This window comes from Microbacterium candidum, assembly GCF_030315975.1.
Classification (GTDB): domain Bacteria; phylum Actinomycetota; class Actinomycetes; order Actinomycetales; family Microbacteriaceae; genus Microbacterium; species Microbacterium candidum.
In genome coordinates this window covers 580,238-604,275 of record NZ_JASXSZ010000003.1, presented here as the reverse complement: position 1 = coordinate 604,275, position 24,038 = coordinate 580,238, and the positions used below count along the sequence as shown (strand labels likewise).

25 protein-coding genes, 1 tRNA gene and 1 pseudogene are annotated in these 24,038 nt (G+C 66.4%); 9 read left to right on the top strand and 18 right to left on the bottom strand.

The annotated features are described in order from the left end of the window. Positions 1-51 precede the first annotated feature (51 nt). Together QSV35_RS12290 and QSV35_RS12285 are read left to right on the top strand one after the other, a co-directional pair. On the top strand, positions 52-816 hold the full coding sequence (locus QSV35_RS12290; RefSeq protein WP_286289041.1) for a fumarylacetoacetate hydrolase family protein: 765 nt from the start codon (positions 52-54) through the stop codon (positions 814-816). Continuing rightward, entirely contained in the window at positions 809-2,065 is a 1,257-nt protein-coding gene (locus QSV35_RS12285; RefSeq protein ID WP_286289040.1) for an MFS transporter, read from the top strand. Before QSV35_RS12290 ends, QSV35_RS12285 begins: the two co-directional genes overlap by 8 nt. Positions 2,066-2,071: 6 nt before the next feature. Here QSV35_RS12285 and QSV35_RS12280 read toward each other — a convergent pair whose 3' ends face one another. After that, positions 2,072-3,142 carry an aminotransferase class V-fold PLP-dependent enzyme gene (locus tag QSV35_RS12280; RefSeq protein ID WP_286289039.1) on the bottom strand — a complete coding sequence of 357 codons (1,071 nt, stop codon included), beginning with the start codon at positions 3,140-3,142 and terminating at the stop codon, positions 2,072-2,074. An 81-nt stretch (positions 3,143-3,223) separates the two neighbouring features. Between QSV35_RS12280 and QSV35_RS12275 the strand changes: the two genes are divergently transcribed. The 3 genes from QSV35_RS12275 (at position 3,224) to QSV35_RS12265 (ending at position 5,886) form a co-directional block, all read left to right on the top strand. Next, positions 3,224-4,171 (top strand): LysR family transcriptional regulator, encoded by a 948-nt coding sequence (locus QSV35_RS12275; protein WP_286289038.1) that lies wholly within the window; start codon positions 3,224-3,226, stop codon positions 4,169-4,171. Between the two features lie 17 nt (positions 4,172-4,188). Beyond that, complete coding sequence (gltX, locus tag QSV35_RS12270; protein WP_286289037.1) at positions 4,189-5,727, top strand: glutamate--tRNA ligase; 1,539 nt, start codon at positions 4,189-4,191, stop codon at positions 5,725-5,727. Between the two features lie 84 nt (positions 5,728-5,811). Then, positions 5,812-5,886 (top strand) — tRNA-Gln (locus QSV35_RS12265). 652 nt (positions 5,887-6,538) lie between these two features. Here QSV35_RS12265 and QSV35_RS20050 read toward each other — a convergent pair. From QSV35_RS20050 to QSV35_RS12195, 13 genes and pseudogenes are all read right to left on the bottom strand, one after another. Next, a pseudogene (locus tag QSV35_RS20050) lies at positions 6,539-7,660 on the bottom strand (recombinase family protein); the annotation flags it as partial. Positions 7,661-8,159: 499 nt separating this feature from the next. Further along, positions 8,160-8,984, bottom strand: coding sequence for a hypothetical protein (locus QSV35_RS12250; RefSeq protein ID WP_286289034.1), 825 nt, complete (start codon positions 8,982-8,984; stop codon positions 8,160-8,162). After that, positions 8,981-9,295 carry a hypothetical protein gene (locus QSV35_RS12245; RefSeq protein WP_286289033.1) on the bottom strand — a complete coding sequence of 105 codons (315 nt, stop codon included), beginning with the start codon at positions 9,293-9,295 and terminating at the stop codon, positions 8,981-8,983. The genes QSV35_RS12250 and QSV35_RS12245 overlap by 4 nt, the downstream gene beginning before the upstream one ends. Beyond that, positions 9,292-10,146: a replication-relaxation family protein gene (locus QSV35_RS12240; protein ID WP_286289032.1), complete on the bottom strand. Its 855-nt coding sequence runs from the start codon at positions 10,144-10,146 to the stop codon at positions 9,292-9,294. Before QSV35_RS12240 ends, QSV35_RS12245 begins: the two co-directional genes overlap by 4 nt. Before the next feature lie 175 nt (positions 10,147-10,321). Beyond that, positions 10,322-12,484 carry a type IV secretory system conjugative DNA transfer family protein gene (locus QSV35_RS12235; RefSeq protein WP_286289031.1) on the bottom strand — a complete coding sequence of 721 codons (2,163 nt, stop codon included), beginning with the start codon at positions 12,482-12,484 and terminating at the stop codon, positions 10,322-10,324. Next, entirely contained in the window at positions 12,477-12,698 is a 222-nt protein-coding gene (locus QSV35_RS12230; RefSeq protein WP_286289030.1) for a hypothetical protein, read from the bottom strand. The genes QSV35_RS12235 and QSV35_RS12230 overlap by 8 nt, the downstream gene beginning before the upstream one ends. A gap of 160 nt (positions 12,699-12,858) precedes the next feature. Then, complete coding sequence (locus QSV35_RS12225; RefSeq protein WP_286289029.1) at positions 12,859-13,083, bottom strand: hypothetical protein; 225 nt, start codon at positions 13,081-13,083, stop codon at positions 12,859-12,861. A gap of 3 nt (positions 13,084-13,086) precedes the next feature. Continuing rightward, positions 13,087-13,764: an MT-A70 family methyltransferase gene (locus tag QSV35_RS12220; RefSeq protein WP_286289028.1), complete on the bottom strand. Its 678-nt coding sequence runs from the start codon at positions 13,762-13,764 to the stop codon at positions 13,087-13,089. Between the two features lie 158 nt (positions 13,765-13,922). Beyond that, entirely contained in the window at positions 13,923-14,651 is a 729-nt protein-coding gene (locus tag QSV35_RS12215) for a VWA domain-containing protein (protein ID WP_286289027.1), read from the bottom strand. Further along, positions 14,648-15,718, bottom strand: a complete 1,071-nt coding sequence (locus QSV35_RS12210) for a hypothetical protein (RefSeq protein WP_286289026.1) — start codon at positions 15,716-15,718, stop codon at positions 14,648-14,650. The genes QSV35_RS12215 and QSV35_RS12210 overlap by 4 nt, the downstream gene beginning before the upstream one ends. A 5-nt stretch (positions 15,719-15,723) precedes the next feature. Then, a complete protein-coding gene (locus QSV35_RS12205) occupies positions 15,724-16,500 on the bottom strand; it encodes a hypothetical protein (protein WP_286289025.1) in 777 nt (258 codons plus the stop codon). 100 nt (positions 16,501-16,600) lie between these two features. Beyond that, positions 16,601-16,873: a hypothetical protein gene (locus QSV35_RS12200; protein WP_286289024.1), complete on the bottom strand. Its 273-nt coding sequence runs from the start codon at positions 16,871-16,873 to the stop codon at positions 16,601-16,603. Positions 16,874-16,875: 2 nt separating this feature from the next. Beyond that, the gene (locus QSV35_RS12195; protein ID WP_286289023.1) at positions 16,876-17,016 is read right to left on the bottom strand and encodes a hypothetical protein; all 141 of its coding nucleotides are present in this window, start codon (positions 17,014-17,016) and stop codon (positions 16,876-16,878) included. A 189-nt stretch (positions 17,017-17,205) separates the two neighbouring features. Between QSV35_RS12195 and QSV35_RS12190 the strand changes: the two genes are divergently transcribed. The 4 genes from QSV35_RS12190 (at position 17,206) to QSV35_RS12175 (ending at position 21,423) form a co-directional block, all read left to right on the top strand. Then, on the top strand, positions 17,206-18,495 hold the full coding sequence (locus QSV35_RS12190) for a hypothetical protein (protein WP_286289022.1): 1,290 nt from the start codon (positions 17,206-17,208) through the stop codon (positions 18,493-18,495). A gap of 312 nt (positions 18,496-18,807) precedes the next feature. Beyond that, positions 18,808-19,227, top strand: a complete 420-nt coding sequence (locus QSV35_RS12185; protein ID WP_286289021.1) for a hypothetical protein — start codon at positions 18,808-18,810, stop codon at positions 19,225-19,227. Positions 19,228-19,381: 154 nt separating this feature from the next. Beyond that, complete coding sequence (locus QSV35_RS12180; protein ID WP_353618975.1) at positions 19,382-20,404, top strand: type IV pilin protein; 1,023 nt, start codon at positions 19,382-19,384, stop codon at positions 20,402-20,404. Further along, the gene (locus tag QSV35_RS12175) at positions 20,350-21,423 is read left to right on the top strand and encodes a type IV pilin protein (RefSeq protein ID WP_286289019.1); all 1,074 of its coding nucleotides are present in this window, start codon (positions 20,350-20,352) and stop codon (positions 21,421-21,423) included. The genes QSV35_RS12180 and QSV35_RS12175 overlap by 55 nt, the downstream gene beginning before the upstream one ends. A gap of 40 nt (positions 21,424-21,463) precedes the next feature. Here the strand turns inward: QSV35_RS12175 and QSV35_RS12170 are convergent, their stop codons facing one another. The 4 genes from QSV35_RS12170 to QSV35_RS12155 form a co-directional block, all read right to left on the bottom strand. After that, positions 21,464-22,030 carry a uracil-DNA glycosylase family protein gene (locus QSV35_RS12170; protein WP_286289018.1) on the bottom strand — a complete coding sequence of 189 codons (567 nt, stop codon included), beginning with the start codon at positions 22,028-22,030 and terminating at the stop codon, positions 21,464-21,466. Further along, entirely contained in the window at positions 22,027-22,284 is a 258-nt protein-coding gene (locus QSV35_RS12165; protein ID WP_286289017.1) for a hypothetical protein, read from the bottom strand. Before QSV35_RS12165 ends, QSV35_RS12170 begins: the two co-directional genes overlap by 4 nt. A 5-nt stretch (positions 22,285-22,289) precedes the next feature. Continuing rightward, entirely contained in the window at positions 22,290-23,036 is a 747-nt protein-coding gene (locus tag QSV35_RS12160; RefSeq protein WP_286289016.1) for an HNH endonuclease, read from the bottom strand. A 72-nt stretch (positions 23,037-23,108) separates the two neighbouring features. Next, positions 23,109-23,894: an AbiTii domain-containing protein gene (locus QSV35_RS12155; RefSeq protein WP_286289015.1), complete on the bottom strand. Its 786-nt coding sequence runs from the start codon at positions 23,892-23,894 to the stop codon at positions 23,109-23,111. Between the last annotated feature and the right edge of the window lie 144 nt (positions 23,895-24,038).

Genomic DNA, 24,038 nt, shown 5'->3' with positions numbered 1-24,038 from the left:
CTCGCCTCGGCCGGAACCCCCTGCTTCGGCCTGGCTGACTAGGCTTGAGCGGTGAGGATCGCGCGCTTCAGCCACCAGGACTCCATCCGCTTCGGCATCGTCGACGACGACGAGCTCGTCGTCCTCGCGGGCGACCCGATGTTCGCCGGTTACGACACGACGGGGGAGCGCGTGCCGCTCGCGGACGCGGCGCTGCTGGCGCCCGTCATCCCGCGGTCGAAGATCGTGGCCGTCGGCCGCAACTATCGAGACCACGCGGCCGAGTTCGGCAACGAGGCTCCTGCTGAGCCACTCCTGTTCTTCAAGCCGAACACGTCGGTGATCGGGCCCGGCGACACGATCGTGCGCCCGGTGCAGTCGCAGCAGACCGACTTCGAGGGCGAGCTCGCCGTCGTGATCGGCCGCATCGCGAAGAACGTGCCCGCCGACCGTGCTCTCGAGTACGTCTTCGGCTACACGATCGCGAACGACGCGACCGCACGCGACCTGCAGCGCAGCGACGGCCAGTGGGCCCGGGCGAAGGGCTTCGACACCTTCTGCCCGCTCGGCCCGGCGATCGAGACGGACTACGACGTCGCCGGCAAGACACTGACGACCCGCGTCAACGGCGAGGTGCGGCAGCAGGCGCCGCTCACCGACATGGTGCACAGCGTCGCCGACGTCATCGCCTACGCCTGCGCCGCGTTCACGCTGCTGCCGGGAGACGTCATCCTCACGGGCACTCCGGCAGGGGTGGGCCCGTTCGTCGCGGGCGATGTCGTCGAGGTCGAGATCACCGGCCTCGGGATCCTCCGGAACCCGGTGCGGGATGCCTGACACCCTGACAGCGTCGCTCGGCGTCGCGGAGGTCGCACGCATCCAGCGCCGCACCGTCGCGACGCTTGCGACCGGTCAGGTGCTCGGAAGCGTCGCGTTCGGCGCCACGGTGTCGCTCGGCGCCCTCCTGGCGGCGGACATCTCCGGCCAAGACGCACTCTCGGGCCTCGCGACGGCGACCGTGACCCTCGGCGCCGCGATCGCCGCCATCCCGCTCGCCCGCCTGGCGGCGCGCCGGGGTCGGCTGTTCTCCCTCAGCCTCGGGAACCTGCTGGCTCTGCTCGGCATCGTCGTCGTCGTGGCGGCTGCCGCAGCGCGCTCGTTCCCGGTGCTCCTCATCGGCGTGCTGATGATCGGCGCGGGCAACGCCGGCAATCTGCAGTCGCGGTTCGCCGCGACCGACCTCGCCTCCACCGAGCGGCGCGGACGCGACCTGTCGATCGTCGTGTGGGCGACCACGATCGGGGGAGTGGCAGGGCCGCTCCTGGTCCCGGTCGGCGAGGCTGTCGGACGCGCGGTCGGGATGCCGCATCTGACCGGGTCGTATCTCTTCTCCTCCGTCGCGCAGCTCGGCGCACTCGTCCTCTACCTGGTGGCGCTGCATCCGGATCCGCTGCTGACCGCGCAGCGGCTCGCGGCGAGCGGCGAGGCGCGGGTGGAGCACATCGTCGAGGTCGACCGACCCGTCGTCGCGCGCTACGCGATCTTCGCCGTCGCGGGCTCCCACGTCGTCATGGCGTCGGTGATGGCGATGACGCCGGTCCACCTCGCGCATATGGCGTCGCCCGAGACCGTCACGGCGGTCGTGGGGGTCACGATCGCGATGCACGTCCTCGGGATGTACGGGCTGTCGCCGGTCTTCGGCATCCTCGCCGACCGCTGGGGCCGGGTGCGCGTGATCCTCCTCGGCCAGGGGCTGCTCGTCGCGGCCCTCGTGGTCGCGGCCACTCTGTCGGGAAGCGAGGGCGGGGTCATGCTCGCGCTCATCCTCCTCGGCCTCGGCTGGAGCGCGGCGACCGTCTCGGGAGCCGCGCTGCTGACCGAGGCGACGGTGACCTCGCTGCGCCCGCGTCGCCAGGGCCGCAGCGACTCGATCATGGCGTTCAGCGCGGCCGCGGGCGCGGCGCTGGCCGGTGCCATCCTCGGCTGGATCGGATACGGCGGCCTCGCGCTGTGCGCGCTCGTGGTCGTCGCCGCCGTCATCGCTCTCTCGCCCCTCGGCCGGCGCACCGCGTCGGCAGCGGCCTGAGAGGCGTCAGAAGCCGAGCACGGCCGCCGCGAGGCGGACGTCGCTCGGGTCGTTGAAGACGTGGAACGCGAGACGGGCCCGCCCGGCCCGGCCGGATGCCGTTATGCCGGCGGCGCTCAGCCGCGCGAGGTCGCACCCCGTCTCGTCGGGCCACGTCACGATCGCGGACGGGCGCTCCGGCTGCGGAATCCCGCAGCGGTCGCGGAAGGCCGCGGCGAGCCCCGTCGTGTAGGCATACAGCTCGCGCGGGTCGGCCTGCGCGAACAGGGCGAGTGCGGGCTCGGCGCCGACGAACGCCTGCCACGCGGGCGATACGTCGAATCGGCGGGCGTCGTGCGCGAGCTCGACCTCATGGCCGTAGCAGGAGCTCCACGGGTCGTCGCCCGCGTACCAGCCGGCGAAGACGGGCCGCACGGCGTCCTGCAGCCGGGGCGACAGAGTGAGGAATGCGACGCCCCGGGGCGAGCACAGCCACTTGTAGGCGTGGCACACGACGGCGTCGAAGCGGGATGCGTCCACCGGGAGCCACCCGACCGCCTGGGTCGCGTCGCACAGGGTCAGCGCACCCGCGCGGGCCGCCGCATCCACGATCCCGTCGACGTCCGCGACCTCTCCCGTCGCCGACTGTACGACGGAGAACGCCACGAGCGCGGTGTCGGCGGTGATGGCAGTCGTGAGCTCGTGAACGGGCGCGACGCGGACGGTGATGTCGCGGCCGGCGTGGACGAACGGCAGCAGGATCGAGGAGAAGTCGCCCTCGGTGCACAGCACCTCGGCACCGTCGGGCACGGCCGTGGCGACGAGCGCCGCGAGCACCGAGGTCTGTGAACCGATGGCGACGCGGTCCAGCGAAACGGAGACCAGCCGCGCGAAGTGCGCACGGGAGCGTTCCGCAGCAGCCGAATACGCGATCGGATCCGGCCGCCCGGAGGCGGCGGCGAGAACATCGGCGATGATCGCGTCGCGCGCGATCTGCGGGGGAAGACCGGTCGTACAGGCCGACAGATACCCGGCACCGCCGACGAACGCATCGGCGATGGCCGGAGCGTCTGCGTGCGAAAGCGTCACGGGTGTCATGCATCCAGACTGCGGCACGCCGAGTAATTCGTCTACGGCATGATGATCATGACATTCATAAACCAGGGTTATGATCATGGCATGACGGATCTCGAGGAGCTCGACTTCGACGTGCACACGCTCCGCGTCGTCAAGGCGATCGCGGATGAAGGGTCGCTCACGGCGGCCGCCGAAGCGCTCGGCTACAGCCAGCCGGCCCTCAGCCAGCAGATGCGCCGCCTCGAGCAGCGTCTCGGCGTGCCCGTCATCGAGCGTGCTGGTCGGAAGGTGCGACTGACGGAGGCGGGGCGTGTGCTCGCCCGCCACGCTCCCGCCGTGACGACGGCGCTGGATGCGGCGGCCGGTGAACTCGCGGAGCTCCGCGGGCTGCGGTCGGGACGCGTGCGGATGGCCGGCTTCCCTTCGGCATCGCCGACGCTCGTCCCGCGTCTGCTCGCCGACCTCGCCGAGCATCACCCCGGGATCACGGTCACCTACGTCGAGGCGGAGCCGCCGGAGGCCGTCGAAGCCGTCCGGGATGACCGTGTCGACATCGCGCTGACGTTCAGCTACCCCGGCGACCGCGACGACCCGCATCGCCTCAGCGCCCGCGGGCTGTCCGTCCACACGATCGGACGCGATGCCTTCCTCGCCGTCCTGCCCACCGGCCACTCCGCGGCGGACGGCGGCAGCGTCGACCTCTCCACCCTCTCAAACGAGGACTGGATCGCCGGATGCCCGCGCTGTCGCGGCCACCTCCTCGAGGTGTGCGACCGTGCCGGGTTCGAGCCTCGCATCACCTTCGAGACCGACAACGTCGCCGCCGTCGAGGGTCTCGTCGCGCAGGGGATCGGCGTCGCAACGCTGCCCGCCCTGGCGGTGGCGTCCTTCCCGCCGATGCCGGGGATCGTGACGCGACCGCTCCCGCCCGGCGACGAGCGCACGCTGCACGTCGTCACAGCTCAAGGTGCAGACCGCGTGCCGTCGGTGCGGACGACCCTCGCCGCGCTCGAGAGGGCTTTGAAGGCGGCCCAGTCGGCGGCGGTTTAGCTGGCAAAATGGTCGGGATGGCTTCTGCACCCGATCCCCGTACCACGACCGCGACCGGCGCCGATGTGCGCGTGCGGTTCTGCCCGTCGCCCACCGGCCTGCCGCACGTCGGCATGGTCCGCACGGCCCTGTTCAACTGGGCGTACGCCCGGCACACCGGCGGGAAGATGATCTTCCGCGTCGAGGACACGGATGCCGCGCGCGACAGCGAAGAGAGCTACCGGCAGCTCGTCGACGCCCTGACCTGGCTCGAGATCGACTGGGACGAGGGCGTCGAGAAGGGCGGGCCGCACGGCCCGTACCGTCAGTCGCAGCGCCACGACATCTACCGCGAGGTGCTCGACAAGCTCGTCGCCTCGGGCGCCGTCTACGAGTCGTACTCGACCGCGGAGGAGATCGACGCGCGCAACGAGGCGAACGGCCGCGCCAAGCAGCTCGGCTATGACAACTTCGACCGGGATCTGACCGACGAGCAGAGGGCCGCGTTCCGCGCGGAGGGCCGCGAGCCCGCGTGGCGCCTGCGCGTGCCCGACGAGGACATCACGTACGTCGACCTCATCCGCGGGGAGGTGACGTTCCCCGCCGGTTCGTTCCCGGACTTCGTACTCGTGCGCGCCGGGGGAGTGGCGCTCTATCCGTTCACGAACCCGGTCGACGACGCGCTGATGGGCATCACGCACGTCATCCGCGGCGAGGACCTCATGCCGTCGACCGCGCGCCAGCTCGCGCTGTACGGCGCGCTCGTGGATGCGGGGGTCACGACGTTCGTCCCGCGCTTCGCGCACATGCCGCTGGTTCTCGGCGAGACCGGCACGAAGAAGCTCTCGAAGCGCGACCCGAAGGCCGACCTGTTCCTCCTGCGCGAGAGCGGGTTCATCCACGAGGGGCTGCTGAACTACCTGTCGCTGCTCGGCTGGTCCCTCGCCCCCGATCGCGACGTGTTCTCGCGCGACGAGCTCGTCGCCGCGTTCGACATCGTGAACGTGAACCCGAACCCGGCTCGCTTCGACCAGAAGAAGGCGGAGTCGATCAACGGCGACCACATCCGGATGCTGTCCGAGAAGGACTTCGCCGAGCGGATGCTGCCGTACCTCGTCGAGGCGGACGTCTTCGGCGCCGAGAAGGCCGAGCCGACGCACGACCAGCTCGTCCTGGCGTTCCGCGCCGCGCCCCTCATCCAGGAGCGCCTCCAGCTGCTCGGCGACGCGCCGGGCCTGCTCGGCTTCCTGTTCGCCGACGTGGTCGCGTACGAAGGGGATGCGCTTTCCTCCCTGCCGGCGAACGCGGGCGAGGTGCTCGTGGCGTCCGTCGGCGCGCTGCAGGTCGTGCCGGACGCGGAGTTCGCGACCGCGGCGATCCAGGACGCCCTCGCGGGGGCGCTCGTGTCTCCGGTCGAGGAGGGCGGTCTGGGCCTCAAGCCGCGTGTGGCGTACGGCCCGCTGCGGGTCGCGCTGAGCGGCCGCCGCGTGTCGCCGCCGCTCTTCGAATCGATGGAGCTTCTCGGCAAGGCCGAGACCGTGCGCCGTCTCGGCGCGCTCGTGCAGCGCATCGGATGACGCGCCCGGGCGGGTGGCCTGGTTTGGCCGCCCGCCCGGCATCCGGTAGACTCGATCCTCGGCACCACTTCGGTGGAAATACCTTGGGGTATGGTGTAATTGGCAACACGGCTGATTCTGGTTCAGTTGTTCTTGGTTCGAGTCCAGGTACCCCAGCCACATCGTAGTTACTCAAACCCTGGTCAAATGAACTGACCTTGGGATTGATTGAAACCAAACTCCCCGCACTCGTGCGGGGAGTTTTTGTTGTATCTGGCAGCTGCTCGCGACGAGCCAGTTCCATTCGGCCCTGAACCTCACGGAGTGCCCTGTTCGCCATGTGACGCTCTGACTTGATCCTGAGCCCGTCTTCCGTGACGTAGACGACGAGACACTCGAAGTAGGCGCTCAGAAGCTCGCGCCGCACTGTGTCCGATGCCTGCTGGTAGAGCGTTCCGGGGTCGTCCAGTAGCTCCAGGTAAGCCAGCGCGCCGTCGGCACCTTGCTTGAGACGGTCGGTGGTGAACTCGAGCTTCTCCTCGACTGCTGCCCGCTCGATGGCGGTCTTTTCGATGCGCTCACGGATCTTGCTCATCGGGAGCGACCCGGTTGCGGCCAGCTCGATGAGGCGCTCTTCTTGAGCTTCGAGCTTGTTGAGTTGCTTCTTGAGCTGAGCCTTCACGTCCCGATCCTGGGCGAGGATGTTTGCTACCGAGGCGGCGACCGCTTCTCGCATGCCGTTGAGGATGTCGGGGGCCAGCCGCTCGTCCGCGACCACGGAGACGATCTCCGATTCCATCTGGTCTATGCGGATGTTGGGCATCGAGCACAGCCAGCGCTGATGCGCGGCACAGATGAGGTACTCGTAGGTGCCGCCACGCCCGGTGTTCTTGCTGTACAGCAGGCGGCTGGTGCGGCCAGCATCACGGCACTCACCACAGAAGAGCAGCCCCTTCAGATAGTGGAAGTGGACGATGTCCCGGGTTCCATCGCGCTTGCGCATGTCGAGCACGCTCTGCACTTTCAGGAACGTCTCCTTCGAGACGAGCGCCTCGTGTCGTCCGACATACAGCTGGCCCTTGTACCGGATGACTCCGGTGTAATACGGATCGCGCAGCATGATCGCGAGCCGGCTGGTGCTGACGGTCTTCGCAGCGTTGCTCGGCGACGGCCGGGTCATCAGGCCCTGTGCTTCGAGGAGGCGCTGGAGTCGTGCGATCGAGTATCGCCCGGTTGCGTACTGTTCGAACGCCCAGGTAACCAGCGGTGCTCGCTGTGGGTCGACGTCGATCGTGTTCACCAGGCGGCCGCCGTAGTCCTTGCGGACGTTGAGGTAGCCGAGCTTGGCTCGTCCAACTGAGCCACCCTGCTCCACCTTGTGCGCCATCTTTACCTTGACGTCCTCGCCGTTCATCCGGACTTGGACTTCGTTCATGATGTCGGTGATTGCCTCCATGGCGTCTGCCATGTATCCCTCGCCGAACTCCTCTTTCGCTGAGATCAGGCGGACGCCCTTCTCAAGGAGCTGACGCTTCGTGATGGCGGCGTCCGTGAAGTTGCGGAAGACGCGCGATCGCATGTAGATCACGACGTACTTCACCTCGGGGTGGTCGTCGACGTAGCGCAGGAGCTTCTTGAATTCGGTGCGCTTCGAGATGGTCTGGGCCGACTGTCCGGGTTCGACGAACTCTCGTCCGACCGTCACGCCGAGCTCTCGAACCTTCCGCAACGTTTCGACGCGCTGCGTGGCGATGCTGTTACCGTCCTCGTCGATGTCAGCGGCGGTGTGCAGTTGGCGCGGCGTCGAGACGCGCAGGTAGACGACAGCCTGCGCGACGGCCACCTGCGTGTCTTCGCTGGCGCGCGTCGTTGGCGACTCGAAGAGATGCTCGAGGCCATCGAGCGAATTCGCGGGAGCGTTCAGCTCCGCGGTATGGGGGCTTTGTTGGCGCATTGGCATGGTCCCTCCGGTTAGGTCCTCCGGATTAACCCTCTCTTCGGGCCCGAAGTCCAGTCCTTCGTTGGCGTTCCGGGCACTTTCGCGCCCTCCGCCCGGGGGTGGGCCACTGTTGTAGAAATCGCCTCGGTTGTCATCGTCCTGCATGGCATCCTCCGTACTTCTTGAGCGGTCTTCGTCGTCGTGCTGGGCTTAGGCACCCGCCCCGTGCGGGCCGCCGTGGGGCGCGGTGGGACTGGGCGGCGGCCCCTCGGTTTCGGGGCGCGAGGCGGGCTTGTGTGGGCGGACGTGGGCGCCTTCCGGCCGCGCCTGTCGAGTTGCCGGGCCGGGGCGCGCGGCGTCGTAGTCCTCCTGAGCGAGGCGAAGCAGCGCACTGCCGAGGTAATGCAGATCGATCTCTGCTCGTCGGTCGGGGGCGATGGAGATCCGACGGTTGGTCAGTGTCCGCGGTCGTTTCCGTGGAGCTCGGTGATTGCCCGAGGGGCGGAATTCAGCGCTACTTGTAGAAGACATGGACGTGGTCCTTCCACTCGACAAGGTCGTAACCATCGCGCAGACGATCGTGGAGTGCTTCGTAGTCGACGGAGTACTGGTCGATGAACAGTCCGCGCTCGGCAGCGAACTCGTTGACTTCCTTCTCCCACTCGTCGATCTCGCAGAGACCATGCACGGCGTCTTCGGAGCTGGTGAAGGTGGCGACGAAGTTCTCGTGGAACGACTCCATGAGCATGTCGGTGTTGGCGTCAACGTCCGGGAGAGACAGATACGCCTGAAGTGCTTCGTCTTCGTCGAGCCGAAGATTCGTGAGCTCTTCCTGGAGCCCTTCGATCTGCGTGCCGTCGAGCGATGCGGGGACGTGGACGGTGAAGTACCAGTCGCCTACCTCGACGCCAGTTGCGACGAGGAGTCGTTCGAGCTTGGGCGGCAGGTGCTCGTTCATGAATTGGCGCCCGCTGCCCAGCTTCTCTCGCTGTACCAGGAAGGTGCCGAGCCAGTCGATCCACTCCTTGGTGATGGCATCCGCGCGGGCGTCGCTGTAGATGTCGAGGTATTCGTCGCGAAGCGCCAGGTACGACCCTTCACCGGTGCGTCCGAAGTCTGCGAGGGCGGACTCACGCCCGTAGGCACGGCCGACGACGTGTGCGATGCATCGGGCGGTCATGAGGTCGATCTCGGCATGCGTGGCCATCGCTTCGGCGATGCCATCCGCGATGCGAGTCAACCATCGGTCCCGCGCGACCTCGAAGCGCCGCCAGTCTGGCGATGCGCGCTCAGGTGCTGGTCGCGTTTCGGCCGAATGGTTCGGTTCGAACTCGCTCATGATCGGCCTCCTCGGGTGACGATGTACTTGCCGAGTGCGTCGACCCACCCTTCGCGCTCCAGAGGTACGGTGACCTCGTTGAGCTCGGCGAGCGCGGCCTCGGCGTCGAGCTCTCCGGTAGCAGCGAAATGCTCGAGGGCGGTGCCGGGGCCGTCGTGCATGGTCGCGGCGAGGAGCCGGGCGATGCCCTCGTCGGCGACATCGGTGTTCCCGTCGCTCCAGTCGTCGAGGATCGCAAGCGCGGTGTCAGCCTGATCGATGGACGCTGGGAGCGTCTGGTCGAAGTCGAGTGTTGATGGTGTTGTGGTCATGGTGAAACCTCCTTTCGGGTAGGCGTTGATGGTGTGAGGAAGCCTGCGAGCGCGGTCATCGCGCTGCTGGTTTCCGTGATGGTGAACAGGTCGGCGTCGAGATCCTGCTCGCGCCGGATGGCGTTGCGGAGCCTCCGGGCGCGGTCCGCGTCGGGCACGACCCAGAGCACGGCGGGGAACACACCGCTCCGGTGCTGTTCGATTCCGGTCTGCCGGTACTGCTGGTAAGCGCGGCTCTTCTTGATCACCGCGGGCAGATGCTCCGTACCGCGGTCGATCTCGACGAAGACGTGGGCCTCGACGTCCGGGTTCGCGATGACGATCGCCAGGTCGGGCTTGAGCGTCGCCTGGCCGAGTGCGGTCTGGAACGTGCGCCAGCACATCGGCTCGGGGTGAAGCTCGAGGATGTCGAACGTGCCAGCCGCCTCGTGCTCCCTGGCGGTGGCGGCGAAGCCTGCGACGGCGAGCGTGTGGGCGAGGAACGATCGGGAGGGGGTGACGTAGCGTCGCCTGCTGGGGTCGCCTCGGCGGGCGCGTAGGAGTCGTTCGCCGGTGGCGGCGAGGTGCCAGGTGGTACCCGCCGAGCCTCGAGTGGCGCCGCCGACCGCGCGGCCTTCTATGCGGGCGATGAAGCCGTCGGCTTCGAGGCGGAGCAGGACACGGTTGCAGAGCCTGGTGGCGGTTCGCTCGGTCCGATGCAGTCCGTGCTCGCCGACCGGAAAGTGCAGCCGCTGGATCAGTCGTGTCGAGAGCGCGCGGAACTGCTCGAGGCTCTGAAGGATCTCGGAGTCGCGGGCTGTGAGGTGGGCTTCGAGTTGCTCGATCTTGTATGGCGTCCAGCGGTCGGTCACGTCGCACCTCCCCAGCCCCAGGCCTCGGGCCGTGACCCGCTCATTGGAGCGGGAGTTCCATCCCAGAAGGGCTGGGAGGGGCTGAAACTGTGGGGCTGAACGGTGGGAGTCAGTGCTGCGAGTGGCGCATCGACTCGTACACCGTCTGCTTTACGAAATCGCTCCCTAAAGGCCTTCATGTTCGTCTCCGCTTCACATGTGGGGCGCTCGTTTTCGTCGCCGCTTCGTCGGATGCCTGGGATTGCGAGGGCTCAGGCATCGGAGACGACGAGGGCGAGAGTTTGGGCGGCGGCTGGTGCCGTTGGCGCGATGCATGGAGCAGTGCCGCGCCGTGGCCGAGCCTGCTGGGTGGTGGCAGCGTGCGGGCCGAGAACCAGCCGCTCGAGCCGCCACCCGTGAGCAGGCTGGCGTAGATCTCGTATTTGGGGAGCTGGAGGACGTCATCGGCTGTGAACTGGGTGGTCTGCTTCGCGATGAGCCGCGCTTCCTTCTGGCCGGCGGCGAAGGTGATCTTGCTCTTGGTGTTCTCGCTGACGGCGTCGGCGAGGTCGCCGGAGAGTTGGTAGTACCCCTGGCCGAAGAGGGCCCAGCCGACGCCGTAGCTGCGGCAGATTTCCAGCGCTTCACCGATCGGGAGTGGCAGGTGCAGGAACTTGCGCACTTCGTCGACGTACACGAACCCCGGGGTCTTCTTCGGGTCCTTCTCCGCGGCGCGCTCCTGGGCGGCCATGAAGACCTCGGCGCAGATGAAGCCGCCGACGAGCTGGCTGGTCTGCACGCCGGACAGGCCGTCGTTGAGCGCGACGAGCACTATCTTGTCGGTCTTCCAGATGTCGCGGAGCCGGAAGGCGGGGTCTGGGTCGCCGAGGACGGCGGTCACGCCCTTTCGCATGAGATAGCGTCTGAGCTTGTTCATTGGGGCACTGATCTCGTGCTCCCGCTGCGCCGGACTCATGCCGTCGTAGCGGGCCCAGAACCGGGCGATCTCCACCTCGTCCGCGATCGACCCGACGGCGGAGCGGCGGAAGGCATCGTCAGTGAGGAGTGTCGGGATGTCGAGCAGGGTGTGCGGCTTGTTCCGCCGCTGCCCATCGATGGCCAAGCTGAGGCAGGCTGAGTGCAGGATGTCTTCGGTCCGAGGTCCCCAACCCTCCTTGAAGACGGCCTTGAACACTGCCATGCAGCCATCGACGACGGCGTAAGCATCACGACCACGGGCATCGAGCGGGTTGAAGCGGGCGGTGCCTTCGAAGTCGGCGGGGTTGAAAATCTCGAGGCGCTCAGCGACCTCGGGGCCGAGGCAGTCCGTCAGGAACTCCACCAGCTGGCCCTTCGGGTCGACGAGAACGACCGGGCGTCCTGCCGCGACGTCCGACAGCAGCAGCGGGGCGAGCACAGCTTCCGACTTGCCCGAGCCGGTCGGCGCCATGACGGACAGATGGCTCAGACGCGCTTCTGCCGTCAGCCCGACCAGTCGCTCCGGGCCGGGAGCTGTCCCGACGGCGAATAGGCTTTCCTTCGACGTCACGCCAGTGGGCACGGGCAGGCGCTTCGGGTGCAACGGATCGACACCGGGATAGTCACGCGTGCCGACCGGCCAACCAACGACAGCGGCAAGGTCATGGGCCGTGAGGCTCAGTCCTGCCCTTCCCACTTGAGCCAGATTCACCCGGACGGCGGTCTCGCGGCTCAGGTGCAGCGTAACCCCCGGTGCTTGGAGCTGCTGCACGGCTCCGAACAGTGAGTAAACGAGGGCACGGCGGCGCTCTGCGTCCGGTCCGGCGACGCCAAGCCGGAGTGTCACGTCGAGGCGGCTGCTGCTGGTGTGGTCGGCGAGCTTCCGCCGCACGTCACTGCCCGCGGCCCGTGTCCCACGCCACAGGCGGTGCGGCATGGATTGGTGCGGGTCAGCGACGCCGGACGATACATAGGTAGGTGCGTGTGCCCGGCCGAGGATCACTTGGACGACGATGGACTCGCCGGTCTTCCGGCGATCCAGCGCCGCGTAGATGCTCCCAGCGAGCGTCTCCGGTGTCGGCTGCGCGAGTGGCAGCCCGTTCCTCGGGGCGACGACGTTCCCCGCCGCGATGACCGGCGTGCGGTCGGCGGGGCCGAAGCTGATGCCTGGGATGAAGCTCACGAACAGGTGCTTCAACTCGTGCACCGCGGTCGGTGCGCACCCGAGGACGTATTGGATGCCGTCGTCCTGGCCACGCACCTCCAACGCGAGAGGCCGCGGTACATCGGATGCCATGAGGCGATGCGTCAGGTGTTCGAGTGCATCTGCATCAACGGGACGCGACAGGTAGATGCGGGTGAAGACGAACGGCTTAGGCATGATCCGTCTCCGTGGTCGTCACGGCGGCGACCTCACGACTCGAGCGGGCTTCGTGCTCTGCTCGGGCGAGGGCTTCGCGACGCGCCTGTTCGAGGCCCGCCCTGGTGATGATGGTCGCGATCTGTGCGGGACGCAGGTCGTGGTTGAGCTCGGAGTTCACCCACACCCGGCGGTTCCGCTTCGGGTGGCTGCGTCGCTTGGCTCTGTTGGTCATGTGAGGTCACCTCCTTCCTGGTTGTTGATGAACGCCTCGCCGGTCGCCGCTCCGGAGCAGCCGTCGTTGAGGGGACGACCGTTTATGAGGGAATGGGCCCGGTCTGTCAAGGGGTGTTGTTCATTCCGCAACGACTCGACAGAGGTGATCGTGCTCATGCTCACCACCGCCGATCTCGCCACCAGCGGGCGACCCAGACGCCCGCGCCGATGAGCAGTGCGATGGCGACGAGCAGAACGAGCCAGCCCCAGAACTGGGCCAGCAGGTGCACCGCGATGGCCAGCGCGATGACGCACCCGAGCAGCAGCAGGCAGGCCTGGAAGAGCCTGGTCATGATCCCCTCCTTCTTCTCGTTCGGCTTCTTCTTTCCGTCGTCCCAGAACACGGCTCACTCCTCGCTCTCGTTGGCGAGCGGAGTCGGAGCGTCCTGCCGGGAGTAGTCGGAGGGCACGGGGTACCCCCACCGCGCGAGCGACACGTCGCTCTCGATCTCGTTGCCCCACACCGACCAGTTCGGCACCGGCGGCTGGCGGCGGGCGAAGAGCTCGAGCTTCTTGGTGTCCCGTCCCGACACCCTGTCGACGACGCTGTAGATCTCATCCGGCTTCACGGAGTGCTCGAGCAGCGGCCAGTACGCCCAGGTCGGCTGTGACCGGAACTGCACCGGCGCCTTGCCACGGGTCCCGAACAGGACGTGCTCTGTAGCGTTCCGGAGGTAGTTCCCCAGCGTGAACCGCGGCTTGACCCAGGTCAGCGGGGAGCGCGGGGTGAAGCCCCAGGCCTCCATGACGTCGTAGCCGTCGCGGAGCGTGGCGTTGGTCACCCAGAGCCAGAGGTGGGCGTCGTCCTCTGTGAGGGCCTTGATCGCGTCGCCCATGCCCTTGATCTGGTCGAGGGTCATGAGGTCGTAGTGCTCGCTGGCGCCGCGAGCCCCGGTCTGCTGGATCATCCAGGGCGGATCCGCCATGATGCAGCCGAACCGCTGCGGTGCGGCCACCTGCTCGGGCGTGCTCTCGATGCCGGGCGCCGGGCTGCGGTCCGTCGTGGTGATCGTGGTCTTGGACATGGTGAGTCTCCTTCCTCGCCCGTGGTTACGGCGGGCAGACGGATGAGTAAGAACGGATCGGGTCTGGCTGTCAATGAGCGAGTCGCTCGACAACGGGGGTGAGATTCGCCTGCGGAGGGTCTGCGACTGGTGCAGGCAGGAGACGGTGGCCGGCGGCGTCATGGCAGCAACTGCCGTCCGCCACGCGGGCTGTGAACCACCGAGTAGCGGGCCGCGCGTCGGGTGGCGGTCAGCGACCGGTGGATCGCGGCGGCGAACGTCCCGGGTGCGTCGCGCTCGCTGAGCGGGGTGACGGTGATGTTCGCCGCGGCATCCAGATCGAGCGGCGCGTTGCGGCCGAGGACGACCGCGTGCACCAGGCCAGGGAAGTTCTCCAGCCGGGTCAGCACTGCACCGGGATCGGCATCCGTCAGCTCGAAGTCCGAGAACACCGTCAGCCGTGTGTCGTGGTCAGGGTGGGCTTCGGCCAGTCGTTCAGCCTCGGCGAGGCTCGGACTGAGGTCGCTCGTACCGTTGCCCATCCGCGGCGTCCGGAGCGACGGGTCGAGCTTCTGCTGCAGGCGCCGCTCGGTCAGCGGGTGGACGCCCGAAGCTCCATGCGGGTGATCGAAGTGCAGCACTGCGATCTTGGATCGGCGGGTGTGCGTCCACTGGGCGACGTTCGCGATGGCATGCTTCGCCTCGGTGAACCGGCTGCCGACCGGATCAGCACCGTGGGCCGCGGTAACGGAGCCGGAGTCGTCGAAGACCAGGATGTCGATACAGGGGGCCTTCGGGTCCAAGCCGGGCCAGCCGAGCTCGACCCAGGGCTGCTTCTCGTAGCGTTCGGCGCGGAGCGGCAGGATGCCGCCCGGGAGGACGCCGGAGGGATGGATGTGCGGGGTCACTTGGTACCTCCTCGACGGGCGGTCTGGTGGGTAGCCGGGCTCTCGGCTGCGGGGGCATGGCCCACGACCTGGGGGTTGCGGCGCAGGATCCCGAAGCGCATCGCCTTCAGGTGGGACTGCGCCGCTTCACCCCGGTAGCTGTGTTCGGTGGTGATGGACTCCGCCTCGACGAGGGCTTCTTCGCGGCGTCGCCACGGTGTGCTCGCGCCCAGCGTCTGGTGCCGCAGGATCTCGCGTTCGTAGTCCGCCCTGGTGTTGTCCAGCAGGTCCGCGATGTCGTCCGCGTACATGTAGGACTCGATCCAGCTGGCAGCCGCGATGGCAGCCGCGAACCCGCCGAACACCAACCCGACGACGGGGTCGTCGATGGTGGCGCGGAGGGCGAAGATGCCGGTCGCGATCGTGGCGGCCACGGCGACGGACACCCACACGAGTGCCTTCACGAACGGCCAGCCACGGTCGGGGGCCCGAAAGAGGTGCGCGAACGGCTGCTGCGCCTGCGCGAGATCTTCGGCGGGGCGAGCGCGGCGCTCACGGTTGCGGACGTCGCGCACCTCGGCTCCGGATAGGCCGGCGGTCACGGCAGCGGTTGCTGCGGAGATCGCCATGATGACGGCCATGACGGGCACCTCACCCATCCAAATCGCTGCCCCGGCGATGCCGGTGACGTCGCCGATGAGCAGCGCGGACTTGGTGGCGTAGTGCCAGCGGGCTGCCTTCGGCGGGCGACGCCGATACGACGCCAGAGCATCGGTGATGGCCACGACGCGCCGTTCGGTGGCTTCGAGGATCGGGACGTGCCCATCCGCGAGGCGCTGCCCCGCCTCCGCGGCGGGCGCGAGGCCCGCCGCTTCGGCGTTCGGGGTACGAGAGAGCTCGGTACCGGAGGCGGCGAACAGCTTGGGCTGCTCGTCCTCCAGCGCCTCGTTCTCCAGCTCGGCGTAGGTCGTGCCGATGCTCGCGGGGCGCGGGACGGCGGCGGCTTCGTCGATACGGGGGAGCGCGATCTGCTCTGCCCTGCTCTCGGCTTCCAGTGCTGCAACCATCGGGTCGTTGGGGGTGCGCATCGTCGTTACTTCCCGTCCGTTGCCACGAGGCACTGGTCAGCGCCGGTCTTCTCGCACAGGCGGGTGTAGAACGCCTTGAGCCCGTCGATGAAGGTCGACGGCACCGGGTTCCCGGCGACCCGCCCGATCCCCACCACAGAGATCGAGGAGCCCGACAGGTCCGGCACCGACACCGTGTCGGCGAGCGCGGTCGCCTCGGCGGTACTGAGGGAGCGGTCGATGTTCACGCCCTGGTTGGTGAGGCCGTCGGTGAGGACGAACACCTCCAGCCGCTGGCCGGGGCGCTCGGCCTTCGCCTCCCCGAACAGCCGATACAGGCCGGTCACGTCTGTCCCCTGCCGCGGCAGCGCGGCGATGGCCGCGTCGTAGTTCTTCGTGACCTGCGCCATCACCTCCTCCGTCACCTTCGGCACGCGGCGCAGGCGCGCGTTGGGGGTCGCGCCGTCGACGGTGATGTCGGCGTCGAGGATCGGCGCAGTGACAGAGTTGGTGCCGAACGCGGTGACCGTGAGGTGGCCGCCACAGACGGCGACACGGTCGACGACCGTGCGGATGGACTTCAGGCGCTCGGTGGTGATCGCCTGGTCCTGGCTGGTGCCCGTGCCGTCGGTCGTGACGTAGGCGTTGATCGGCTGGTCCTTCGGGCAGGTCTCCAGGATCTGCTGGAGGCGTCCGAGCTCCCCAGGGGCGTGTGCCGCGCAGCCGGCGAGGAGCCCGAGGCTGAGCGAGAGAGCAGCGCCCACCGCGAGGGTGCGGACGCGAGGTACGGTGAGAGACGTCATGAGACGGTCCTTCCTTGAACTGTGACTGGTAATGGGTGGGGTAGTACTTCGTGACAACGGGGCGGCTCAGTTGGCGCTGAGCCGCCCCGGCTCGGTGCTGCTAGTTGTGGCGGTTCCAGGTCTCCGGGTGCGTGCTCACGGACTCGAGATCCGGGGCGAGTGCCTCCAGGGCGTCGAGGAGCGTGTTCATCGCAGCGTCCACGGCGCGCCCATGCCGGACGGAGAAGGCCCGGACGAGGAGCTTGAGGTCCTTCATGTCCTCCAGCACGAGGAGGGTCTGGTCGAGGACGCGGTCGACGACTTCGGTCGCGAGTTCCGCGCGGCGATGGTCGTCGAGCTTCTCGAGGGGGATCAGCTGGGGGTTCGTGGACATGATCAGGCTCCGATCGGGGTGAGGGTGGTGGTCGGGTCAGACGGGTGCACAGTGGCATCGATCTCCCGAAGAGACTCGCGGATCGCGGAGAGGTGCTTCGGGCCAGGAGGTTCGAGCGCCCGCGGTACGGTGAGAAACGTCATCGACGTGTCCTTCCTGTGATTTGTTGCAGGTAACAGGTGGGTGTTGCTGACGCGGGGTGCCTCAGCTGGTGCTGAGCTACCTCGGCCTCCGGAGAGAATCCGAGGGGCGATCTGTCTGGTCGCTCGCTCTATCTCGACGCTACGAATCGGGGCGGTCTGAAAGCATCAGGGAAAGTTGTGGGGAAAGTTGTGGGGGCTGAACCGACGAGCGACGCGGCAACGACGCGAAAGGGCGTCTCGCCGCTCCAAGATGCCGTCGAGGGCTTCGGACGCCGTGGACGTCGGCTGACCGCCGCGCGACTGGAAGCCGTGCCGGACGTCCTCATCGCACTTCGGGGCCCGCGGGTTCTCCACGACGCGGATGCGCGCCACTCGCTCGCGCTGGAGGTTGAGCAGACACTGCGGGGTGCGATTCTCGATATGAAAGACCCCGTCGACCGCCGTATCGCGCAGGTCGTTCTTGCGAGCGAACCTGAGTTCTATGACGACACCATCGAAATAAGAAAACAGACGGTGCTGTCAGGCGACATGGCCTTCTCTGCGAATCAATTCGCACAGCGGCGGCCCCGGATCATCACGGAGCTTGTGTCGGCGCTTCAGGCGCGATTTGCCGGGGAGGCTGGCGCGAAGCGAATGCCCGATGAAATCGACACGTTCGTCACCCAGCTCGCCCGCTCCACGCGCAACCTGGGAACGATCATCTATGCCTACGACGTCGCGGCGCTCAATATGCATAGAACGTTTGGCCGCCCGGAGCTCTATAAACGAATGGCCAAATGGCTGGCGTCGCGAAATGACATTAGCGACGAGGCGATGTTTGAATATGCATGGTCGCAGCACCTCCTGCGCAAAGCTGCACTGCACCCGGACCTCACGAAGTGGATGGTGACCCACGGGCTGCGTGGATACCTGGGCGGCTATCTTGACAGCGAGTTCGGTCCCGACGCACGGCTCGGACGCGAGCTGATCGCGACGCACGGGATGCTCGAACCGGGGCCATTCGTCGACGCCTGGATCGAGCGCGATGCGGTGATCCGTAAGCGACGCCTGGAGGGTCACGAGTGGCGGGAGGAGCAGGCGCGCGGGGTGCTACTGATGCTCACGGATCAGGTGCCAGAGTTCGATCTCGTCAAGCGTCGGGTGCTCGAGCCCAGCGCTGAGTGGCACGGAGAGCATTACGGCTACGGCCGGCGCGTTCTGCTGGAGGCGATTGGGTACCTCTGGACGGTGCTGCGAGCCCATACTCCAGATGACCCCCTTGAGGAGCGAGACATCCGAACCCGGGCGCAGTACTTGGTCGACCATCTCGTCGCACCCTGCGATGATGACGCCTGGGATGAGCCCGAGACCGAAGGCTTCGTTCGCCCTGTGCTCAACGTGGAAGCTCGGCAGATGTTCACCGAGCAGTTCTTCGGCGAGAAGCCTGTGCTGCTTTGTGAATTCAGAGCTGATGACCCCGAGCTTGATTCACTACTCTGATCTGGTCGACCTACAATTGCATCGCTTTGCCGAGTCGTCGGCACCAGATGTGGCGTTAGTTCCGTCAGAAATGGCGCTATAAAGTATTGACAAGATGCGTGACGAGTGGTATAAATAGGCGCAGTTGAGCGTGATATCTGGCATCGCCTCTCAACGCATTTTCCGTCTCGTTCATTCGCAAGCGCCCACCCAATTGCATGACCTCGCCTGATCACCCCATTGGGGATGTAGGAGTGACGGCACCGGCTGATCAAATCCGGCACCGTTGCGCCTGCATCCGCAGGAACTGGGATCAACCATCTGGGGGACATCATGAACGAATTGTTGCTGGCGAGCCCTGCGCTCGTCCTGGCCGTGCAGCCGGCCGAAGTGGAGGCCACCCACGAGACCTTCCATGCGCACCCAAACGGCGGCGGACTGGTCGCGCAGACCGCTTATGTCGCACCCTCGGTGTACGTGGGCGTCGATGCGATGGTCTGCGACCGTGCAACGGTGTCGGGGAACGTGAAGCTCCTCGGCCGCTCGATCATCGAGAACACCGCGACCGTCGTGGGCGACTGCGAGCTGAGCCACGAAACGCGGATCGGTGATGAGGCCGTTGTCATCGGCCGCGTCACGCTGCGCAACCATGCACAGATTGGCGGAACTGCCTTCGTCCGTGGCATCGTGATCATTGACCACTTCGCCCGCGTCGACCAGGGCGTCCTGACCGGCAACCTCGCGATTCACTGAACCGCGAGATCTCGAGCCCGTCTCGAGCGACATGAGAAGAGCCCGCGCGGGCTCGTCGCTCGGCGGGCTCTTTTCATATCCGCGACTGTTGTGAAAACTACGGCAATGGAAGCCTTGAACGAATCGCGCTCATGCTTCATACTCAGTGCCAGTTATGACGCGATGGGCAACTCGCACTAGTTCTGATTACGGATTAATCCTCCTGCGAGACGATTCCTCAAGGCGTCCAATCGTTCCAATCCGAGCGGGTGCGGGTTTCACTATCGTCGAGCTCCTGATCGTGGTCATTGTGATCGCGATCTTGGCGGCCATCACCCTTGTCGCCTTCAACAACGTCACGAACCGGGCTAAGGCATCAGCCGCCGCCTCCGCCGCCGAGCAGGCCGCGAAGAAGGTCATGGTCTACATGACGACCAACGCCGATCAGGCACCAGCTGATCTGGCGACGGCTGGCGTGCCTGACCAGGCCGGCACGACATACCAGTACTCGATCAACGCATCGGCCTCACCGCAGACGTACTGCATCACGGCAACGACGAACAATGTGTCGTACTTCGTAAACAACACTACGCAGACGAGCCCAATCGCAGGTGCTTGCCCCGGGCATGGCGCCAACGGAGTAGTGCCGATCACGAACTATTTCACGAACCCGAGCGCCGAGCTGAACACTACTGCGTGGGTGCCATCACGAGGCACAGCAGTCTGGGACTCAACGACCGCAGCTCAGGGGGCTGCGTCGGTCAAGTACACAGCCGACGGCACGGCCGGTGGCAACTACCTCTCGCTCACCAGCACGACCGGAGATATTGCCGGGCAGACCGTGAACGTTGGCATCTCGCTAAAGAGTGCTGGGTCTGCAGACCCCATCAGGGCGCGAATCTACTTCAGGAGTGCGAGCAACGCCATTCTTGGCTCAACGGATGGCTCAGTCTTCACGTCGAATGGCTCAACGTGGACCCGTGCGATAGCCTCAGGAACCGCGCCCGCAGGTACGACCAACATTGTGGTGTACGCCCTCTTCTCTAACGCTCTCGCAGCCGGCACCGTAACGTGGTTTGACGCATTCATGGTCTCGCTAGGAAGCGGTGGCGTTCCAAACTATGCAGACGGACAGTCCGCAGGGTGGATATGGAATGGCACGCCGAACAACTCCACTTCGACGGGGCCAGCTCTATGACCGGCGTGATCACCGTTCCCAAAGCGCACGCTCGTCATGGTTTCACCATCGTTGAACTCCTGATTATGGTCATCGTTATCGCGATTCTGGCAGCGATCACGATCGTCGCCTTCAACAACGTCACGAACCGGGCCAAAGACTCGGCGCGTGCCTCAACGCTTGCGCAGTGGAAGAAGAAGTCCGAGGTCCAGAAGATCCAAAACAACATCGACTGTGCAGACGGGTATGCGTTCGTCTACGGCAACAGCGCCCTCGGCACCAGCGACTTCTGCGTGATGAAGTACGAGGCGAAGAACGACGGCAGCGGCAACGCCGTCTCCACCGCCAGTGGGTCACCATGGGTGAGCATCGCGCAGTCGGCCGCGATCGCGGCGGCGACTGCAGCCGGGGGTCACCTCATCACGGAAGCGGAGTGGATGACCATCGCCGCGGATGTTCTCTCGGTCAGCTACAACTGGACCGGCGGCAAGGTCGGCTCCGGCTACATCTTCAAAGGTCACATCAACAACAACCCGGGCAGCGCGCTTGCCGCTTCGACAGACGACAGTGACGCGCTGAACGGCATTACGGGTGGTACGGGCACGACTGTAGATAGAAATGGCCCCCGCGTGCTCTATCTCTCCAGCGGCGACACCATCTGGGACTTCAGCGGCAACGTATACGAATGGACTCAACAGGCAGTCGGCACGCCGACACTCACGATGAATCAAGTCGGCGTATCTGGCGACGCCGCCTGGAGCTGGCGCGAATGGACACTTGGCTCGTTGAGTCTAGGCAACCTCGCTACCAGCTCTCGCCCGAGTACGTTGGCCTCGATTGACAGCCTTTCTGGCGTGTCGGCCTGGGGCTCGGCCCAGGGTGTTGGGATGGTCTACGCGAACTACGCGGACACAGGCACTCGGGCGTTCCGTCGTGGTGGCTTTTACGCCAGCGGCTCCTCCGGGGGCGTAATGACGGTCGCGACGGAACAGCCGTCATCGTACTCGGCCTCATCTCTCGGGTTCCGAGTAGCGCGTTAGACGGACTTGCCACTGTGGGTACACGATCGATCGTCGAACCTCAGATCGTGTCCGTGCGATTCATGGTGCTCCACACAGTTGCAAGCTGTTGCATCGCGACCGCCGCCGACGCCGCATCTTGATACGGCCCAGGCATCCGAAACACCTGCGCACCCCACGGGGTGCGCTTTGCTTGTATCCCGGGCGAACCTTCGTCGCCGAGGAGTGCCTTCACAGGCTGGCGGAACACGCAGACGATCAGCTCGACGCCACGAGCGCTGAGTGCGTCGGCGAGCAGGCCAGACCCATGCGCGATCTCCGCCTTGCTGACGCCGTCCTCACCCGTTGTTGGTCGTTTGACGATGTCCGTAAAGCCGACTCCTGCCGCCAGCACCGCATCTTCGAAGTGGCGTCCCGAGGGCATATCAAGCAGTCGCGCGGCAGCGAGTCTTCGAAGCTGTCCCTGCCCAGATCTTCCCTGGTAGTAGTGGCCAGCCTCTACGCTCGGCGGTGCGGGGTTGAGCCCGACGATCATGGCCCGCGGTTGGTCGGGCCAGATATCTGCAAGTGTCAGAATCTCCTCGCCCATCCAATTGGTGCGCTCTTGATATCCGATGAGGTCCTTCACGGCTCCACCCGGACGGCAATCTCCGCGTCGATGAGTTCCTGGATCGCGGCTGCAATCGTCTCGGGCTCTTCGTATGCGTCCTCGTAGGGGTTGACCGGCTTGCCTTTCTCGGCCAGGAGCAGCGCAAACAACGCCTTGGCCTGAAGCGACAAGGTGCGGTCGTTCATGACGTGGTCGGGGATCTCTATCCCTGCGGGGCTGTCAGTCAGCGGCCAGAGCCCGCGGGGCGCGATCCAGTCCTCGGTCGGTGGCATCGGGTCTATCTCCAAACGTCGCGCATGAGGTCCTTGAAGAACGTATCGCCGCCGGACGACGGTGCTGGCTCGGATGCCTCAGGCTCCGCCGGAGTGGTCGCTTTCAGATACGCCAGCACCCGCTCGGCGTGCGAGTCCTTGCTGCTGATGCGGATGCCTTCGGCACGCAGCATGGCCAGGAAGCGCTCCTTGCGCGCGGCCTGCAGTGCGCGCCAGGTCCCGTTCCAGCTGGTCTCGTCGTCGGCGAGCATGCGTGGTTCGTCGGGCGCGACACGCGCGTCCATCATGCCGAACAGCAGTGCTCGGCTTTCGTCGTCGGCGGGCACGAAGTTTTCCGCCGTCTTCGCATGGTGGCAGTCCAAGCAGAGCAGCTGCAGGTTGGCGGGATCGTCGGAGTTCCCGGCGATGTGGTCGACCTCAACGCCGGGCTTGCCACATTGCTGGCAGAGTCCTCCGTCTCGGAGCCGGATCTCGGTCCGGATCTGAGGTGTCAGCTGGCGCCCGAGCGAGCGGTACCCGCCGATAAGGAGGAAAGCGTTCTTCGTCCTGATCGCGAGCTGCACATCGGGGTCCTGGAATCGCCCGTCTCGAAAGACGCGGCGGAGGTAGCGGACATGAGCCGCAATCTCCTGGCACCAGGTCGAGCAGTACAGGCCCTGGATATCAAGGCTGAGCTCGTTCAGGCAGTTTGCGCAGTGGTCGTCGAGAAAGTACCGGCTGTGCGGAACCTCCACGACGAACGGCGACTGCATGTCGTCACCCTAACGTGCTCGCCCACCCAGCGTCCCGACCGTCCGGCCCTCGACGAGCCACCTTCTTCGGGCTCAGAATCGAAACTGCAGTACGGCCAGGATTGTGCCGATGATCGTCGCGAGGCCCACGATTCCCGCCCCGATGAGGCGGGCGGTCGTCCAGAACCGCTTGCCCTCCTCAGCTTCGGGTTGCGTCGTGACCGAGCTGCCGTTTGCCGCCTGCGCGATGCTCACACGGTTGCCACGGCCATTGATCACGACATTGACGGCATTGGCGGCCTGCTCGGGCGTCGGCAGCGCCTGCCCCTGCGGCGTGCCCGAACGGAGCTCCGCGATCAGCTCGGCCAGACGCGTGCGGATCTGACTGAGGACACCCTCGACTGCGATGGTGCTGACACTCCAGTACAGCGCCGTGATGTGGCCATTCATCTGCTGTGTGCCGTTCATGTAGCTCACGAGGAGCGCAGCCCCTGGTGGCTGCAGCTTCACGAGCTTGTCGCCTTTGTGCTGTTCGACCATGCTGTGGATCTCGCCGACGCCCATGCGAAGGTGCACCAGTTCGTCGATCTCGTCCCGGGCGAAGTCCGGGAGATCCATCGACGAAATGGTCTGGTGCTGGATGATCCCGCCGGGAACAGCCCCGTCGATCTGGAGCGGCGCGTTCACCGTCCGATAGGAGGGCAAATCGGCGTCGTTGTCGTAACCGCGGAGCTCCTGCGAGGCCCACGCGCGAAGCTCCGGCGACCCGGCGTTGCCGCCGAGCAGGATGAGTTTCCGCAGCAGCGCGTCGAGGGGCTTATCGGCGAGGAGATCCCGCTCGATGTCGCCCATCAGTCCGCCGACCTTCTTGGTACTCACCGACCCAGTATCGCGGCAAGACCGGACATCGCGGCTTCGCACAAGGCGGTGTCTTGAGCACCTTGGGCGACGCACTCGGCGCGGATGTCGTCGTTGTGGAATGGACAACAGGTATTGACTTTTCCGCGAGTCGATTCATACTCA